Source organism: Arenibacter aquaticus, from assembly GCF_003957295.1.
Taxonomy (GTDB): Bacteria; Bacteroidota; Bacteroidia; order Flavobacteriales; family Flavobacteriaceae; genus Arenibacter; species Arenibacter aquaticus.
This window is the reverse complement of sequence record NZ_RQPJ01000003.1, coordinates 159,968-177,876: the sequence shown is the minus strand read 5'-3', so window position 1 is coordinate 177,876 and position 17,909 is coordinate 159,968. Positions and strand designations below refer to the sequence as shown.

At 38.3% G+C, this 17,909-nt stretch carries 14 protein-coding genes; 8 read left to right on the top strand and 6 right to left on the bottom strand.

Annotated elements, in window-relative coordinates; all coding sequences use genetic code 11:
• Positions 1-104: 104 nt before the first annotated feature.
• Positions 105-1,202 (top strand): adenylate/guanylate cyclase domain-containing protein, encoded by a 1,098-nt coding sequence (locus tag EHW67_RS07920; protein ID WP_126161840.1) that lies wholly within the window; start codon positions 105-107, stop codon positions 1,200-1,202.
• A 97-nt stretch (positions 1,203-1,299) separates the two neighbouring features.
• Here the strand turns inward: EHW67_RS07920 and EHW67_RS07915 are convergent, their stop codons facing one another.
• Positions 1,300-2,046 carry a hypothetical protein gene (locus tag EHW67_RS07915; RefSeq protein ID WP_126161839.1) on the bottom strand — a complete coding sequence of 249 codons (747 nt, stop codon included), beginning with the start codon at positions 2,044-2,046 and terminating at the stop codon, positions 1,300-1,302.
• Positions 2,047-2,267: 221 nt separating this feature from the next.
• Between EHW67_RS07915 and EHW67_RS07910 the strand changes: the two genes are divergently transcribed.
• The 7 genes from EHW67_RS07910 (at position 2,268) to EHW67_RS07880 (ending at position 10,506) form a co-directional block, all read left to right on the top strand.
• Positions 2,268-4,070 (top strand): helix-turn-helix domain-containing protein, encoded by a 1,803-nt coding sequence (locus tag EHW67_RS07910; protein ID WP_126161838.1) that lies wholly within the window; start codon positions 2,268-2,270, stop codon positions 4,068-4,070.
• 191 nt (positions 4,071-4,261) lie between these two features.
• A complete protein-coding gene (locus EHW67_RS07905; RefSeq protein WP_126161837.1) occupies positions 4,262-4,981 on the top strand; it encodes a porin family protein in 720 nt (239 codons plus the stop codon).
• A 28-nt stretch (positions 4,982-5,009) separates the two neighbouring features.
• Positions 5,010-5,747 carry a DUF4386 domain-containing protein gene (locus tag EHW67_RS07900; RefSeq protein WP_126161836.1) on the top strand — a complete coding sequence of 246 codons (738 nt, stop codon included), beginning with the start codon at positions 5,010-5,012 and terminating at the stop codon, positions 5,745-5,747.
• Between the two features lie 86 nt (positions 5,748-5,833).
• Complete coding sequence (locus EHW67_RS07895; protein ID WP_126161835.1) at positions 5,834-7,093, top strand: serine hydrolase domain-containing protein; 1,260 nt, start codon at positions 5,834-5,836, stop codon at positions 7,091-7,093.
• Positions 7,094-7,150: 57 nt separating this feature from the next.
• A complete protein-coding gene (locus EHW67_RS07890) occupies positions 7,151-8,578 on the top strand; it encodes an amidohydrolase family protein (protein WP_126161834.1) in 1,428 nt (475 codons plus the stop codon).
• A 129-nt stretch (positions 8,579-8,707) separates the two neighbouring features.
• Complete coding sequence (locus tag EHW67_RS07885) at positions 8,708-9,598, top strand: SDR family oxidoreductase (protein ID WP_126161833.1); 891 nt, start codon at positions 8,708-8,710, stop codon at positions 9,596-9,598.
• A gap of 287 nt (positions 9,599-9,885) precedes the next feature.
• Positions 9,886-10,506, top strand: a complete 621-nt coding sequence (locus tag EHW67_RS07880; protein WP_126161832.1) for a CatB-related O-acetyltransferase — start codon at positions 9,886-9,888, stop codon at positions 10,504-10,506.
• 202 nt (positions 10,507-10,708) lie between these two features.
• Here EHW67_RS07880 and EHW67_RS07875 read toward each other — a convergent pair whose 3' ends face one another.
• The 5 genes from EHW67_RS07875 to EHW67_RS07855 all read right to left on the bottom strand — a co-directional run bounded on the left by EHW67_RS07875 (position 10,709) and on the right by EHW67_RS07855 (position 17,865).
• The gene (locus tag EHW67_RS07875; RefSeq protein ID WP_317126857.1) at positions 10,709-12,115 is read right to left on the bottom strand and encodes a TolC family protein; all 1,407 of its coding nucleotides are present in this window, start codon (positions 12,113-12,115) and stop codon (positions 10,709-10,711) included.
• Positions 12,112-13,461 (bottom strand): HlyD family secretion protein, encoded by a 1,350-nt coding sequence (locus EHW67_RS07870; RefSeq protein WP_126161831.1) that lies wholly within the window; start codon positions 13,459-13,461, stop codon positions 12,112-12,114. Before EHW67_RS07870 ends, EHW67_RS07875 begins: the two co-directional genes overlap by 4 nt.
• A 6-nt stretch (positions 13,462-13,467) precedes the next feature.
• Entirely contained in the window at positions 13,468-15,135 is a 1,668-nt protein-coding gene (locus EHW67_RS07865; RefSeq protein WP_126161830.1) for a peptidase domain-containing ABC transporter, read from the bottom strand.
• Complete coding sequence (locus tag EHW67_RS07860; RefSeq protein WP_126161829.1) at positions 15,128-15,814, bottom strand: TetR/AcrR family transcriptional regulator; 687 nt, start codon at positions 15,812-15,814, stop codon at positions 15,128-15,130. Before EHW67_RS07860 ends, EHW67_RS07865 begins: the two co-directional genes overlap by 8 nt.
• A gap of 932 nt (positions 15,815-16,746) precedes the next feature.
• Complete coding sequence (locus tag EHW67_RS07855) at positions 16,747-17,865, bottom strand: ThuA domain-containing protein (RefSeq protein WP_238389869.1); 1,119 nt, start codon at positions 17,863-17,865, stop codon at positions 16,747-16,749.
• Between the last annotated feature and the right edge of the window lie 44 nt (positions 17,866-17,909).

Below are 17,909 nucleotides of genomic sequence, written 5' to 3'. Positions count from 1 at the left end.
CAACTCATTCCAAAAGTACAATAATTTGCAATAAACCATTTTAAGGAACAATTTCAAAAAAGACATTAACTTTACAATGGTTTTCCAAGAGTTTATTGTTCTTTATGTCCCTACAATTATCTGCCAAAGTTAGAAGAAACCTTTCCCGAATAATCCCTTTCGGAATTATTTGGTTAGTATCTGGCTGGGTATTTTATATCGTGGAGCAAGCCGCAGTAGGCAATTCTGATCAGGACCAATCCTCCAGGATTGTCATGAATTTTGAGGTTTTCCTCTTTTCTAGCGTTGCCCTCATGGCGGTTGGACTGCTCATAGGGACTATAGAGCTACTATATCTTAACCAAGTTTTTTCAAAAAAGAGTTTCACCAAAAAGATTGTATACAAAACCATATTTTATATTTTGTTGCTGTTGATCATTACAGCCATTACCTATCCTATAGCCAAGAGTTTGGAGTTGAAAACTTCTATTTTTGATAAACGTGTTTGGGATATTTTTTGGGAATACTGGACCAGCATTAGCCATTTGAGTACCGACATACAACTGGCTACCTCTCTTTTAATATCCCTATTTTACTCCGAAATAAGTGAAAATATTGGGCATGGGGTATTAAGGAATTTTTTTACAGGAAAGTATCACACCCCTACCGAGGAATTAAGGATATTTATGTTCTCGGACATGAAATCTTCAACCGCAATAGCGGAGCAATTGGGACACATTAAATATTTTGAATTGTTAAAAGAGTATTACTCGGATTTTTCCGAAGCTATAATTAATCATTCTGGGGAAATATACCAATACGTTGGGGATGAAATTATTATCTCATGGAAATATGAGGTCGGTATTGTGAACAACAATTGTATCAAATGTTTTTTTGCCATGAAAAGGGACCTTCACAAAAGGGCGGAATGGTATTCCTCCAACTACGGCATTACCCCCACCTTTAAAGCGGGATTTCACTGCGGGGAGGTAACCACAGGAGAAATAGGTGAGTTGAAAAAAGAAATTATATTCACTGGCGACGTACTCAATACTACCGCTAGAATTCAGGGGCTCTGCAACCCATTAAATGTAGACATCCTAGTTTCCGGGGATTTATGCCAAAGCCTTCCCCTTGAATCGGAATTCAAAATACAATCCTTGGGCATAAACGAACTGAAAGGAAAAGAGCAAAACATGGAATTGTTCACTATAACGAGTTAAGATTAACACAACATCAACAGCTGCTAAATATTACTCTTTATTTAAGCAGGCTTATCATTTATGTGCTTCGTGTTTTTCTAACATGCTTACAAACCAACTAATCCAACGGTAGAAATGTTAAGCTAATAAAAAGTAAATTGGTACCCATATGCACAAACAAGGGATATCTAAATCCAAAGCTCAGTCGCGTATATCCCGCAATGCTGGCACTAAACAACTGGGGCAAGGTTATAATGGGAAGTAAAAGAACATTGGTTCGGGTCAATTCAAAATTAAAAATATGCAACCAGGCAAATAGAATGCAGGACAGGTAGTATATGAATCGTATATTTTTTTTCCAATACACAGATAAGCTTTTGGCAAATTTCTTCCTGTATGTCAAGGCATATAAAAGTAAACCCAATAATAGTGACCATATTATCCTAGCCGCAAAACTTTCATCTACCAAGCTGAGGTTGGTTCTATAAATGGCTTTGGTAACTATATAGTAGGTCAGGCCAGCAGAAGTAAAACCTACATATATCGGCTTAAATTTTAAAGATAATCTAAAGCACACCTCTTCGTATAAGGGAAGTATTGCACCACCTACCAATAGAAGGGCCAAAGGAGTAAAACGTTCGGACATATGTGCGTCCGTAATGTTTTTAGGTTCATAAAATATAGCAAGTATATTGGCTACCAATAACGAAAAAACTATTTTAACAAGGAACAAGCCCAAGGTTTCGTATATTTTGTTCCTAACGGATATATCTCTAATGGTCACATACTGTGGTTTAACAATAAATCCAGTTATATCCTTTATCAATCTCAAATAAAATTTAGGTCTTACAAACGGATATCTCATAATCATATGTTATTAGTCTACTTATGTTTACCAATCCTTGTTATATTCATTTAAAAACTATTTCAGGGCCAGTATTTCTGTGGAGCAAGTTATAATGGGGATAACTTATAGAAGTTCTGATTGTCATTATAAGGTTCTGATTTACAAAAAGCCTTCGGTTTTATTTTAATTTGTACTTTAGTTTTTATTTTATTGATGACCATAAACACCCCTTCAAGCGAGTGCATACCTCATTTAACCCTAAGTCTATTGCAGTACTACCTTTTTTAAACATAGGGAAAGAAGAGAACGAATATTTTTCGGACGGAATTACAGAGGAGATTATCAACGCACTCACTAAGGTTCGTGACCTGAAGGTAACTGCAAGAACTTCTTCTTTTTACTACAAAGGAAAACATTTGGATGCCCGCTTAATTGGGAACGAACTGGGGGTTGAAACCTTATTGGAAGGAAGTGCTCGGATTGTTAATGATCGGGTGCGTATAACTGCTCAGTTAATACGTACCGATACCGGTTTTCATTTATGGTCCGAGAATTTTGATCGGGAACTTGCCGATATTTTTGAACTCCAAGATGAGATCAGTTTGCTTATTGCGGATAAAATAAGGGAGAATTTTGGACATTTTTACCTACAGGAACATCTTATTGAGGCGCCAACAAAAAATATAGAGGCCTACAAATTATATCTCAAGGGACGGGAATTGCGTATGCGATGGAATTCCCAGGATGTAAAGGAGGCGGTGCATCTTTTTGATCAAGGAATTGCTTTGGATCCAACTTATGCCGATGCCCATTTTGAGAAGGGATGGTGTATAGGTATGCTTGCCAGTTGGGGGTATATTAATAAAGATGAAGGACTGTTGGAAGCAAATCGGCATATTGATAGGGGCCTGCAATTAAACCCCAGCTCCGCCATGGGACATTATGCAAAGGGAACCATAAGCTTTTGGGGCTATTGGAACTACAAGGACGCATTTGAGCATTTGCACAGATCACTGGAAATAAACCCCAATTCTTCTGAAGTTTTGGATGCCATGGCAGACAGCTTTTCCGCCATGGGAAGGGTAGATGAGGCCTTGGAGCAAAACAATATAGCCCTGCGTATAAACCCTTTATCGGTAAACCTACACTTCACAAAGGGGAATATGGTGTATTTTAAAAAACAGTATAGGGAGGCGGTTGTCCATTTTAATAAGGCCTTGTCCCTAGACCCCCACTTTCCCTTGGCACTGGAAATGAAAGCTGCGGCCCTATTGTTGGACGGACAAAGTGATGCCTTAAGTGAGCACATAAAGCATTCTCCAGAATTGGAAAGGCCTAAATGCTGTATGGCAATCTACGATTTAATGCACGGAACATCCATTTATAATATATCCGAAATGGAAGTAGAGGAAGAGCTGAAACTGACCGAGGTACTTAGTTTACGAGCTTGGGATCTATACTTGGAAGTTTTTCAAGGAAGGCGGCTCAAGGCAATGGAAACCTTAAAGAAGCGGATCGCTAATAGGTCAGGGCAGTTGTTTAATTTTAGGAACGATCCATTTTTGGATCCCTTGCGCAAAAGTAAAGCCTACCTGGATATTGAAGCCGCTGTTTTTCATGATTCGGTTATGCCTAATGTAAATCCAAAAGACACCCATGAAAAGCCAGTTACAACGGCATTTTTTGATGCAGTACAAGTTGAGGAATTTACCACAGCAATAGAATCGGTTATGGAAAAGGACAAGCCTTTCCTGGACCCGGAACTTAGTCTAAAACAACTTGCAGCCAGTGTAGGGCTGCACCCCAACAAACTTTCATGGCTATTGAACAATCACTTCGGCAAAAATTTTAATGACTTTATAAATCAATTTCGTGTAAACGAGTTTCAACAAAGTGCCCTAGATCCTGCTAATAAGAATATAACCCTACTGGGATTGGCCTATGACAGTGGGTTTAATTCCAAGACGGTTTTCAATACTTTTTTTAAAAAGGAAACAGGAATGACCCCAAGGCAATGGGTAAAGGCCAATAAAACGCTATAACACATTAGCATTTTTATTTTAAATTGTGGTCTATTTGCCAAATATTCCAAAAAATATTCTCCTTTTTAATTTGTTTCCCATTATTACGTTCTATATCTCATACCAAGAGTTCGGAAACATAAGTACGGGCGCTTGACACCTGCTACATTTTCATCTTTGCCCCACAATTAATCTTAAAATCAATCTAAAAGATGAAAAAGCAACTAGTAATTTTTATTACAATGAGTGTTTTGGCCGGAAAGTCATTGGCTCAGGAGACTTTTATGGACGTAGTGATCAACTACACCCCAACAAGTATTAATTACGGGGACAATAATAAGGCCCTAAAAGATTTTAAAAAGGGATACTGGGGACTTCAGGCCGGAGCTTCCTTTCAGGCCGGAATCAATGAATACTTCTCATTGGTTCCTGAACTTTATTTTGTGATGAAAGGAGGCCGATTGGATAACAATAACCCCATTACCGGACAAAAAACCAAAATACGCTTCAATACCTTGGATCTCCCTGTTATGGCACGCCTACATTTATGCAATATATATATAAATGCCGGTCCAGTTGTGAGTTATAATCTTGCAGGTAGGATTAAAACTGAGAGTAATGGCACTTTGTCCGGTGAAAAGACCAAAATGAAATTTGGTTCCCAATGGGGTACTTATAGTAGGTGGGATGCTGGACTACAATTTGGTATGGGCTATGAGTTTAAGTTAAAAAAATCGAGACTCCTACTGGACCTGCGCTATCACTATGGCATGGTGGATATTGGCAACGGAGCCGATATGTACAACAGGTATTTTAATATGAACATATTGTTGTCCAAAAAATGGAAAACAAATCCATTGGGAAAGAAAAAACGCAAGGATATGGTTTTTTGGGAGGCATATGACCAGAAATTCGAAAACTCCCTTGACTAGTACGAACCATATTTTATGCATTGTGTAAATGGAAAATCCATTGAATATAACCAGTATGTATAGCAACAAACAAATTGCCCGTATTGGGGGCTTCCTATATCTTTTGCTTATCCTCTTTGGTGTATTTGCAGAGAAGTATGTTCGCAACTCGTTAATAGTTGTGGACAATGCCGCCCTAACTACACGAAACATTACAGACAATGTAATGCTGTTCAAAATGGGTTTTGTAGCAGATTTGTTGATGCTAGTAACTTATTTTCTACTGCCCCTAGTATTGTACCAATTGTTTAAAAAAACAAGCAGGGCCTTGTCATGGCTTATGGTGTTTTGTGTTATTGTAGCCGTAGCCATTATGTGCAGTAATATGCTTAACCATTATGCGCCATTACTATTGCTCCATCAAAATGGATTTGAAAATGCCTTTAATGTAGATCAGATACATAGTTCTGTTCTTTTTTATATGCAAATGCACACCATAGGATATCATATTGCCCAACTGTTTTTTGGACTCTGGTTACTACCTCTGGGGTATCTCCTGATAAGATCGGGGCAATTTCCTATAATTATAGGTATTCTTTTAATGATAGGATGTACCGGCTATCTTGTAGGTTTTATCATCTATTTTCTTTTCCATGGCCAAAGCAGTACCCTAACCCAATTTGTTACAGCCCCGGCCGACATAGGAGAATTTTCCCTCTGTTTATACCTATTGGTCCAGGGTGTAAAAGGAAACCATTCAACAATATCGCAAAGAAGTACCGAATAATAATCCAGAACGATTGGCAAGACCAGGTGGCGCACCTTTGCCAAGTAAAGAAGAAAATAATATATAAATCTAAAAATCACAATATAATGTCAACCTTATCCAGAACCCTAGTACCATTAATCCTAAGTATAGCCCTTGCATTAACATCCTGCTCCACTAATGATGACGGAATTGGAATTTCTGAACCTTCCTCTATTAAAAACACCAATGATTTGGATGCTTATCTGGGCGAATTAGTACAAACTACTGCCGTGCCCGGCATGGCCATTAGTATAGTAAAAGGCAATAGTATCGTTTACCAGAAGTCCTTTGGCTATGCTAATATTCAAAATCAGCTAGCTTATACCAATGAAACCATCAATTCTATTGCTTCTGTAAGCAAGACTTTCGTAGGAGCAGCTGTGGCCAAGGCCATTGAACAGGGATATTTTACCTTGGAAACCGAGATAAACGATATCCTGCCCATTGATGTTGTAAACCCTAAACAACCAAACGGAACCATTAAAATAAAGCATTTGGTCACCCATACCTCTGGTCTTTTAGATGTCCCGGAGGTGTATTTGGCTTATAATTACCATATTCTACCTGAAGAGGATATAGCCACTGCCGGTGCCGACCTCTTGATGAACGAAATTGGCATAGAACAGAGGGAAAGCTATTCCTTGGAAGAATTTCTGTCGGCCTATTTTTTGGAAGATGGTGATCTTTACAGTCTGAATAATTTCGCCGATACCCCTCCAGGAAGTAGCTGGAGCTATTCCAATTTGGCTACAGGTTTAACTGGGTACATTATTGAAACTGTAACGGGACAATCATTTGATGATTACGTAAAGGAAAATATTTTACAACCTCTGCAAATGAATTCATCAACCTACGATATTTTGGAAATCAATACAGATGAAATGGCTATGCGATATATAAATGAAGACACCCCGTTACCAATTTATGCCAATGATTCTTATCCAGAGGGGAGTATGTACACTACCAATGGAGACATGGGCAAATATCTATTGAATATGGTAAAGGGTATAAGGGGAGAATCCACAGCCTTGTTTTCCAGTGACTCTTATAATTTGCTCTTTGCCCCACTGTTGGCTGATGGGACGGTACCTCAGGATTTTGCAGAAAACCATGGATTATTCTGGTATTCCCAAGATGGAAAGGTGTTACACGGAGGCAATAGTTTTGGGGTTTCCACACATATGGAAATAGATCAAAGCGGTACTTCTGGTTATGTTTTAATGACCAATATGGACGCTGCTTTCAACGGTAATCTACAAAAGTATCTTACGGTTAAGATAAAAGTGGCCAATGCCATAAGCGAGTTCTTGGAAGCCATAGACTAGGTTCCAGTTTACCATACATTTAAAATAGGAAATCTAAAGAAATTTAAACAAAGGGTTATGAGCATAAAAAAATGGGTAAAAATAGCGGGTGTATTATTGGTTGGTCTTGTACTAATGATCTCCATTGCCCTTGTGGTGGTCCTTGGTTTGGATAGCAAGAAAACCTCCTATTTAAGAATTCAAAAAACGGTGGATTCCTATGTCATAAAAAATGTGAATATAGTTCCGATGACTAACGACACCATTTTAATCAATTACGATATACTGGTGAGGAATGGATCTATTTTCAAAATAGCTCCTGATATTTTTATAAAAAATGCCCAGCAAATAGATGGTAGAGGTAAATTTTTATCGCCGGGACTGGCCGATATGCATGTCCACGTGTGGGACGACTATGAATTGGGACTTTACCTCTCCAAAGGGGTAACCACCCTAAGAAATATGTGGGGCATGCCATTTCATTTGAGAATGAAGGAAAGACTGAACAGAAATGAAATTTACGCACCTCTATTCCTTACGGCCAGTCCAAAGCTCACTGGGCCACAAGATGAGGGTATCGACAAAAAACAGCTTAAGAATTCCAAGGAAGCAAGGCGCTTGGTTGCCAAATATAAAAAGCAAGGCTATGATTACATAAAAACCTACTCTGGCTTACCTCCCCATATTTTTGATGCCATTAAAAATGAAGCATTGGCGCAAAATATATCACTTGCGGCTCATCCTAGTTTTGAAGTTCCTTATGGGTATCATTTTTCCGATCCCATAAGAGCTATAGAACATACCGAGGATATTGTTCAACAAGCTTTAAAGTTCCAAGATGATAGTCTACTGTTGGATACGACTATTGAAAAATATGTACAAACTGAAATAGGTCATACTCCAACATTGACGGTATTTCACAAGATTTTGGAAATTATAGAAAAAGAATCCGCTTTGTTGACGGAGTATAATACGGGCTATATAAACCCCGCTTTTCTGGAAATTGGTTCGCAAGAAGATTACAACAGATGGACGAGCACAAAATTATATGACTCCTTGATAGGACAACGTATCTTAAAGCAGCATCAACAGCATTTAAGAATTGTTAAAAGGATGATTGACGCTGGCGTATTATTGATGGCCGGTACGGATTCTGGTATATCCTATGCCGTTCCTGGCTATGGTATTCATGAAGAACTTGGATTTTACAAAGAAGCCGGTCTAAGCAATTATGAGGTTCTTAAAACAGCAACTTTAAATCCTTCCAAGGTTTATAAGGAACTTTCTAGAACAGGGACCATAGAGGTGGGAAAACTGGCAAATATGGTTTTGACAAGGGAAAATCCTTTGGTAGATTTAAGAAGCCTGGAAAAACCTGAAGCAGTTTTTATAAAAGGACAATTATTGGATATAGACCAACTAACAAAATTTGAAGAAAAAGCATTTAATAGAAACAATTACTTGGCTACGATTATCAGATTGGCAGAAGGGCTTCTGTTGCAATAAGGATTATGCTTGCAATATGTTCCAATTCATAATCCCGAACGACCGGTCATCGCTTTGCGAATACTTTTGTATCAATAGGGAGGTTGAACCCATTAAATACAGATAGTCCAAAAACATAAAAATGAATTGATGAAAAATAATGAAATAAAAGAAGCTGTTTTGTTGGCAGGTGCTACCGGATATTTAGGGGGGTATATCGCCAAGGAGCTTGAAGCTAGGCGTATACGGGTAAAGATACTGATGAGAGATAGTAGAAAAGCCGCCTTGTTAAACACGGTAAACAGTACGGTGTTAAATGCAGAGGTAACCAAACCAGAAACCTTGAAAGGGCTTTTTAAGGGAGTGCATACAGTGATTTCTACCATAGGCATCACCCGCCAGAAGGATGGACTCACCTATATGGATGTAGATTATAGGGCTAATATGAATATCTTGGAAAAAGCCAAAAGGGCCGGTGTAAAGAAGATGATTTATGTATCTGTAATCAATGGTCCATTACACAGAAATTTGAAAATGGTAGAGGCCAAAGAGGCGTTTGTGGATAAGCTCAAATCGTCCGGCTTGGACTATGTTATAATCCGCCCCAATGGTTTCTTTTCAGACATGCGCGACTTTCTACAGATGGCCAAGGGAGGAAGGGTGTTCTTATTTGGGAACGGCAAAAAGAAATTCAATCCTATTCACGGTGCAGATTTGGCACAGGTCTGTGTTGATGCTATAAGTAGCAGGAAGAAGGTAATTTCTGTTGGGGGACCAGATATTTTAACACATAATGAAGTTGCGGAGATGGCCTTATTGGCCTCGGGAAAACCAATCAATATCATTCACTTGCCTCATTGGATACGAAAAATGACCCTATGGACTTTAAGAACTTTTACCTCCTCCAAAACTTACGGACCAATAGAATTTTTTCTCAGCTTAATGGCGGAAGATGCCATTGCGCCAAGGTATGGTAGCCATAGATTGTCTGTTTTTTTCCAGAAAGAAGCGGATAGTATAAAGAAAGCTAAACAGCTGTAGGAAAATATGCCTTGTTTATTTTTAGCTTCACAACGTAATTAGTCTTTATGCTAATCTAAATGATACCGGTAATAGGAAGGTAACTATCAATTCTTCCTTGGAGGTATTTTTAATACATTTGAAGGTGGGGCAGGCTATTTATTTTTTAGTCCATTATAGTGGCTTAATAGGGTTAATGGAAGAAAAGGGTGCTTGGGTATCCTGGCTGAAAACCGACCAGCCTTGGAAAGGAGGCACCATTTTAATGAATGGCGATAGCTACGGACAATACTAATATATTATAACTTATGGGAGCACCTGATAAAAGCAATCCATTTCCCTTGGAAAATTACAATCGACTCTGTTTTTTAAAGAATATCGTAAAAAACCCTAATATCCATGTGGGCGATTATACCTATTACGATGATTTTGAGGACGTAGCCAATTTTGAGAAAAATGTGAAATATCATTATGATTTTGTGGGCGACAAACTTATAATAGGTAAGTTTTGTATGATTGCATCCGATGTTTGTTTTATAATGAATGGGGCCAATCACCTTAGCAATGCTATTTCGGCATATCCCTTTGCTATATTTGGAAAGGATTGGAAACATGCCATGGACAACAGGAACTATCCTATGAAAGGTAATACGGTTGTGGGTAATGATGTATGGATTGGGTACAAGGCCACCATTATGCCCGAGGTGCAGATTGGTGATGGAGCTATAATAGCCAGTAATGCCACAGTTGTAAAAGATGTAGAGCCCTATAGCGTAGTAGGGGGCAATCCTGCCAAATTGATCCGCAAACGTTTTTCGGAAGCGGAAATTACTAAATTATTGCAATTGCAATGGTGGGACTGGCCTATTGAAAAGATAACTGAAAACGTAGATAAACTTACGGGTTTGAAAATTAATGACCTTTTGTGATCGTATTTCAAGATGAGACCTATGCTGAAATGCTAGGCGAACAATCTCCTATATAGAAATAGCTGGTGTAAATATTTGTCGTTTCTAAAATAAAAAAAATTACATGGCTATCTTTTGGACTGCGCCATTCGAAAAATTTAAAATGTAAAACGCTGTTAGTTGATTAGTTGTGAAAATACTTTTTATCCAAAATCAAATCTCCTTACAGCTTTTTCGGATTAACGGCCAGACTATTGAATAATTTCGCCTTGGCGGTATAATACTTTTTCTGTAATGCGTTTTTTTTAAGCTTGGCATCTATGAGCTTGCTTTCTCTTGAATTCACTAAGAATAAAGAGCTTTCCCCAAAACTAAATTTTCGCTCCTCCGCGGTAAGTAGAATGTTATAATTGTCCACAATATCATTTATAAGCAGGTTTTGCTTTGCATAAGATTCCAATTCCCTAAAAATGGCAGTAATCTTGTTCTTAATCTGAATTTGGGCATTGTCCACTTCAAACTTGGCATCCTCCAACTTAATTTTTGCCAATTTCAAATCTCCTCTTTCCTTCCTTAAAAATAACGGTAAATTTATAGACAGACCTCCCTTATAATCTTGGGGAATAAACGCATGCAGGTTATCAGGTTTTGTAGTCAATAAGTTATACTCCAGGTCTATTTTGGGTAATAACTTGTTCGCTTTAAGTCGCTTTTCAACATTTAGCTGGTCAATTTTGTAATCCAAGGATATTAATTTGGGATGATTTTCCAAATTAATACTGCTCAATGGTTTTCCGTGAATTTCCAAAGTGGCATCTATTTCTTCCCCTAAATTTACATCCGGTATTATATTCGGCCTTAACTCTATCGGTAGGTTGTCTCCCATCCAAAGAAAATTGGACAATTCCAAAGAGCTTTTTACGAAACGTATTTTGGCCTGTTCCAGGTGCAAGGCGCGATTCTGAACCGTAATTTTTGCCTCTACAGTATCTATTGGCGCAATGTCTCCTGCCAGTGCGGTTTTTAGGACACCCTCAAAACGCAACTGTGCGCTTGAAAAGAAATTATTTAAAATTTGACTGTCCTGATAAGCCTGCAGCCATTGGAAATAGGCCAGCGAAGCCTCGAAAAGTACTTGGTTTACCAGCAGGTCCCTGTCGGCCTTTGTCTGTTCCCTTAACAACTTGGCCCGTTTTAAGGTAGCCATGCGTTCATTGATCCAAAATCCTTGGCCAACAGACATGGATAGCCCGGCACTATACAGACCATCATCCGGGACAATTTCTGATGGATTTAAATTACTCCCAGCATTCTGTTCAAAGTTTCCCTTTAATTCCAAGCCGTACCATGTTGGTATCTTAAAGGTAGCATTAAGTTTATCATAATACTCAGTTCCTTTGAATTCTTTTCGATCATAATCTACTTCTATTTTAGGGTCGAAACCACCTCTTGAACGCATTAGGTTTGCCTGCCCCATATCGATTTGTAATTCAGCCTGTTTGGCAATAGGATGGTATTTTTTTACATAGCCCAGATATTCTTTAAAACTCAGAATATCATTACCCTTTTCCTGGGCATTTGCTCCCAAGAAAAGTAATATGAATAGGCTGTACATAAACTTTTCCATCATTTTTCGCTTTTTGCGGATGAGTTAGAGGGTTGGTAATAATTTGGAGGGAAACCATTGACCTGTCGCCATAGTTCAAACCATATGGGCACATCATCCAAAAGGGCAATAGTATTAGCACCCGAGCCTACCCTAATTTGGCTTGGCCATGGTTCATCATCCGGGTCTGGTGCCAGTAACACCCTATATTTTCCATTTTCACTTATAAAGGTTTCAACAGCTACTACCTTACCGCCGTAGGTACCATAAGATATATTGGGCCAACCGCTGAATACGATCGCAGGCCAACCATCAAATTGGATTCTTACCTTCTCCCCAATATGTATTAAAGGCAAATCCAATGGTTCCAAAAAAGTTTCTACGGCCATGTCAAACTCCGCGGGCATAATCCCTACAAGACGGTCTCCCTCCTTAAAGGTTTCCCCGATACCTCCCTGCATGGCCTTATTTATATATCCGCTTTGTGGGGCACGTATGTAATACATGGCATTGCGTATCTCGTAATTGCTGTAACTATTTTCAAGTTTGGTTACTTGTGCCTCTGAATCGTATAGACTTGATTGAGCGGTAAACATATCGCTCTGCGCCTTGGAGATCTTATCCGTATATTCGGCCTGGATACGATTAATCTCCATTTCTGCATTTAAGACATTATTCTTGGCAACCAATAATTTGTTTTTCTGGGAGATTAATTTCGCCTGTGTTTCTTGTAGCTTTAAGCGCTTTTCCTCTAAATCAGATAATGCCTTTAAACCTTCCTTCTGTAATTGCTCTGTACGAAAATATTGTCTTTCGGCAATGCTGATATTGGTTTTTGCTGCTTCCAGGTCTATGCTGTCGCTCTGCACTTTTAGCTGGGATTGCATCAATTTGTTCCTTGCCTGTTTCAATTTCAGTTTCTGTTCATTGTCCAAGGCGGATATTTGGTTTTTAAGGGCATTTACCTTGCCTTCATATGATTCTACGGTCATAGTTTTTGCCTTAATCTGTTGACCGGTTCTCTCAACTAGCTTCGGATCAAAATATTCGTTCTTGATTTCGGAAATAAACAGAATTGTATCCCCTTTTTCAACATAATCACCCTCCTGTACATACCACTTTTCTATTCTTCCCGGAATTGGGGATTGTATGGTCTGTGGTCTTTGACCTGGCTTCAAGGTAGTGAGAAAACCATTTCCTCTAACATTTTGAGTCCACGGCAGAAAAAGAACGATAATTCCAAATACAGTGGCCCCTAGTAAAAACCGATTAAAGTGTTTATAATGTCTTTTGTGAAAAACCCTTTCAGTTGATTTATACCCCCTTAGGTGTACCGTTTTATTTAGTGGATTGTTAGAAATATTCAACATAAGTTCTCAAATTTTAGAAACGATCTTACCGTTTTCCAAGGTTATTATGTTTTTGAATCTGCTTAACCATTTGGGATCCTGACTTACGACTATTAACGACCAAGGATTTTCTTCGTCGGTCAAGAAGTTTATTATTCTAATAGCTTCAACTGCATCAAATTGAATTAGGGGATCTTTTAACAATAGTAGTTTTGGTTTCCGTACTATGCTTCGGGCCAAAACAATTTTTTTAGATACGGTAAATGGCATTTTTTGACCCTCGGGATATACCATGGTATTGATTCCCTTCGGCTGTTCTCTTACATATTGAAGCAATCCCGTTTTTTCTATGGCCCATTGCACATCTTTTTCGCTAATGCTCTTATCTCCAAAAGTGATATTATCCAAAATGGTCCCCTCAAAAGGTGTTTCTTCCGTTAGGGACTGCCCCAAAAAGGAACGGTAATGATTGGGGGTTATACCCTTGAGGGATACATTGTTGATATAAATATTACCGTCATCAGGTTGTATCAGGCCAGCAATTAGTCGCAACAAGGTGGACTTGCCCGAACCGTTGGCCCCTAGAACCAATAAACGTGTTTTTGGACCTATTTTTAGTGATATGTCGTCCAGTATATTTTTCCCAATTTTTGAGGCTCCAAAGGAGACTCTATCCAACTCCACTATAAATTCCTCTTCCTCGTTAAGTGGTCTTTCTCCTTGCTGCTCTTCCAAATCCTTATCTACCACCTGCCCCAATTTTTCCAAGGAAGTAAAAAGATCATAGAAAGTTTCCAAACTTCGGGTCAACTTCTCAACAGAACTAATGACCAAGAGAATGATGATCTCGGCAGCTACGAACTGCCCAATGTTCATTTCCTGATTAAGAACCAAAAGTCCACCTATTAACAATAAACCAGCTGTTACCAGTACCTTAAACCCGATCATCTGTAAGAACTGTATTACCAGAATGCGAAAATGGCTCTCACGAGCCTTCAGATAGTCCAGCACCAATCCATCATTCTTGTCCAGAGCCAAGCTGGTCCTACCAGAAAGTTTAAAGCTTACCAAAGAGCGCGCAACTTCCTGTATCCAGTGAGCTACCTTATATTTTCGTTTTGATTCTTCAAGACTGGTATCCATCCCTTTTTGGGCAGTAAATTTGAAAACAACATAAATAAGTAGTATCAATAAAATTCCGTACACGATAAAAAATGGATGATAAAAAGATAGTAGTATCAGCCCAAATACAATCTGTAGTACTGCTGCGGGAAAATCCAATAAAATCTTTGCCAATCCCTTTTGTACATTTAGAGTGTCAAAAAACCTATTGGCAAGTTCAGGAGGATAGTAATCCTGTAGTTCACTCAACTTTATTTTAGGAAAACGATACGTAAATTCAAACGACGCTCTAGTGAATATCTTCTGTTGAACATTCTCTATGATACGGATCTGCATTAATTGCAATATGCCGCCAAAAGCTACTCCTCCTGTTACCAGAAATACCAAAATTATCCATGAGGTACTGATTTCGGCACTTTGGATGAGATTAATAATGGCCTGTATACCCAAGGGTAATGAAAGATTAACAAGACCGGCAAAAATGGCATAATAAAAGGCCTGCATCACATCCCTTTTATCTAGTTTTAACAGGCCCATTAGCCGCTGCCAAGCCGTAAGTACATTTTTAGCCATTTTGCTTTGCCTTTAAGGTGTTAAAAACTAAATCGGTAAGGTATTTGGTAGTATCGCCTTTTTCATGACAGTCTGTTAGTGAGGGAAAATGATCCTTAAGAAAATACTGTTGCAATGAACCTTCTAGTATAGTACTAGCCAAACTAGAGGGATATTTATATTCAGAATCTACAACACTTATCATTTCTTTATAACGCTCTATCATTCTTTTGTAGATTTCAAAATAGCCTTCCTTGTTTTCTTTATCTATTTCTTTGGTCAGATATGATTTTGAATATTCGTTAATTACTATATTACTTAACAAGACTTCATTTATGTGGGAGAATGCTGTATCCTCCACAGTGGGACGGGTAACAATTTCTATCGCTTTTTTTAATTTTTCAGAAGAATTAGCAATACTGTTGGTTGCAAAAACCAACTGATACTCTAACCAAGCCCAATACCATGACGTAAGGTACAATAACAACTTGTGCTTGTTCTCAAAGTAGCGATATATTGAACTTTCGTTAGAACCAATTGCCTGTCCCAATTTTTTGAAGGTAAAGCGTTCAAATCCAAGATCGTTAATCATTATAATACTTTGGTTAATAATTCGCTTCCCCAAATCTGAAGACACTGGATCCTTAACATAGATCTTTTCATTTATTTTAATTGTGACTGACCTAAATAGACGTTCCATGCTTGAAGTTTTAGAATTGCAAAATTAATAGTAATACTTTCAGATTATAATAGTTTAACATCCGTTTAACAATAGTAATAATTTTAAATAGAATAGTATTACTATTAATTTTTTCAGGAAATCAGGTTTATTGTTGGTATTTGTATGAATAATTGTTTTAAATATTGTGTAACGATCTATTTTGGAAATCGGATAAAAAGTATGGTCATAAAGGAAAAGTGAAGGAGTAGGCCCAAGGCTTTTTTGTTTTATGAAAATGGTAGTCACATCGTCCTCTGGGAAATAAGGATATTTAGTCTACCGCATAGGGGATAGCAACTATTTTTCCTTGTCCATATCTTTTAAACTATTTTCCTGATCAACTTAATTATTGTGCTCTATTTCCGTGATAAAACCGGGGGATTGGCTATCGTCGCAGCTTACAGTGGCAACTAATTGGCTACATCATTTAACTTTTGCCATTTCAAGCCAGCTTTCAATTTCACTGTATACTTTAGGATAGGTATTGAAGCCTAATAATTAGAGGGGTAGTGTTTATATGATTTAAGGAAATTTTTTGTGATATTGATTTTAAGTTTGTTGTACGGTTTCCTTAGGTATAAAATGTCCGCCATACCAATAACCTATAGTTTTAATTACAAAGAAAGGGTTTAATCTATCCAATAGCACTACCTAAATGCTTTCAGAATTGTGATACTTAGAATTGGAGTACACCATAAATTTTTGCGGTAAGTGAAATTAATTAAATAATTAATGAGTGGTTGGGTGACCAATAGGAGTAACCCTGCAATTAGTATTTACAGGTAGAATTTAAAATTGAATTATTGTGTGTGTCTAAAAAAAGCATTGGTTCAGGGAGAATTGTTAGAATTAAAAAAGCCAGTAGAAAGAGATCTACTGGCTTTTCAGTTTGGTTGGCTGGTTGGGTTTTTTTATTTGAAATCGGATACTTTTAATTGTTTCTGATCCCAGTATTCATCTTTTCTAAATTCATAGGTAGTGGGGTTGTATGTGCCCACTAAATCTACTTTGGTTTTCTCTGGCACTGTCATATTCAATGCCCAGTAAACGGCATTTACCACTAGTCGCCTAGTTCCTTCTATAGTAAAGTCGACCGCCGAAAAAGCTGTAGAGGTAAAGGCTTTTCCTTTTTTACCTCCAGGAATTTGATATGATTTGGTCCATGCTACGGGCATAAAAGGAGGACCTACGTCCTTGCCGTTGTTTGTTTTTGCTACCTCATCATCCGTAGGTCGCATTCCGTAGAATATATCGTTTTCATCAAACTCTCCTTTTCTATTCATTACCTTCCCTAGGATTATAGGTTGTGCATCCCCGGGTAAGGGCAAGCGTACCTCATAGACATCGGCAGAGGCCCAAACGTCGCCGTCCGATATACCGTTGACGATTCCGCTTTCCTTGCCTTCTTCAACTACTATTCCTTTGGTACTCTGATGCTTGTGGTGTCCGTGATGACTAACCCAGTGCTCACCAAGTATAAGTCTTCCAAAACCACCGGTCCATTCTGTTTTATCTCCCCTATATGAGTTTCCGTAGTGCTTGTAATTGGAAACATCGTCTTTTTTAAAATTAAAGGCATGTGTTGCCGTTCTAAGGCCAATGACGGGTTTTCCTGCCTTTAGATAATCATCTATATGCTTCATTTGGTTGTCAGGAAGAGCTCTGAACCTTGTGGCAATTATCATAAGGTCTGCGTTACCCAATGCCTCCAAGCCTGGAATGTTTTTAACATAGTTGGCATCAACAATTCCCGGTTTGGCCGGATCCTGGGCAAAAAGCACGGTACAATTAAAACCATGGTGTTTGGAAAGTATTTTTGCCAATTGTGGCATAGATTCCTCAGACCTATATTCCTCGTCACCGGAGATAAGAACAACGTGTTTCGCATTCTTGTCCGAGCCTTCAAAAGTTAACCATTGTTGTGGTGTATCCGTAGTTTCTACGGCCATCGTTTCATTAGACTTGTCGGTTTTTTGCTCTTTACAGGCAAGCATCACTAGGCAAACAAGAATAGGTAATAAATTTTTCATCATAAGATATTTAGATATATTAATTGGGTGTTTTGAAACTGTTT

Bases quoted from the DNA above. Each gene is read 5' to 3' on its own strand.
- EHW67_RS07870 (WP_126161831.1), bottom strand. From the start codon at position 13,461: ATGTTGAATATTTCTAACAATCCACTAAATAAAACGGTACACCTAAGG.
- EHW67_RS07860 (WP_126161829.1), bottom strand. From the start codon at position 15,814: ATGGAACGTCTATTTAGGTCAGTCACAATTAAAATAAATGAAAAGATC.
- EHW67_RS07890 (WP_126161834.1), top strand. From the start codon at position 7,151: ATGAGCATAAAAAAATGGGTAAAAATAGCGGGTGTATTATTGGTTGGT.
- EHW67_RS07915 (WP_126161839.1), bottom strand. From the start codon at position 2,046: ATGAGATATCCGTTTGTAAGACCTAAATTTTATTTGAGATTGATAAAG.
- EHW67_RS07865 (WP_126161830.1), bottom strand. From the start codon at position 15,135: ATGGCTAAAAATGTACTTACGGCTTGGCAGCGGCTAATGGGCCTGTTA.
- EHW67_RS07875 (WP_317126857.1), bottom strand. From the start codon at position 12,115: ATGATGGAAAAGTTTATGTACAGCCTATTCATATTACTTTTCTTGGGA.
- EHW67_RS07855 (WP_238389869.1), bottom strand. From the start codon at position 17,865: ATGAAAAATTTATTACCTATTCTTGTTTGCCTAGTGATGCTTGCCTGT.
- EHW67_RS07920 (WP_126161840.1), top strand. From the start codon at position 105: ATGTCCCTACAATTATCTGCCAAAGTTAGAAGAAACCTTTCCCGAATA.
- EHW67_RS07885 (WP_126161833.1), top strand. From the start codon at position 8,708: ATGAAAAATAATGAAATAAAAGAAGCTGTTTTGTTGGCAGGTGCTACC.
- EHW67_RS07900 (WP_126161836.1), top strand. From the start codon at position 5,010: ATGGAAAATCCATTGAATATAACCAGTATGTATAGCAACAAACAAATT.
- EHW67_RS07895 (WP_126161835.1), top strand. From the start codon at position 5,834: ATGTCAACCTTATCCAGAACCCTAGTACCATTAATCCTAAGTATAGCC.
- EHW67_RS07880 (WP_126161832.1), top strand. From the start codon at position 9,886: ATGGGAGCACCTGATAAAAGCAATCCATTTCCCTTGGAAAATTACAAT.
- EHW67_RS07905 (WP_126161837.1), top strand. From the start codon at position 4,262: ATGAAAAAGCAACTAGTAATTTTTATTACAATGAGTGTTTTGGCCGGA.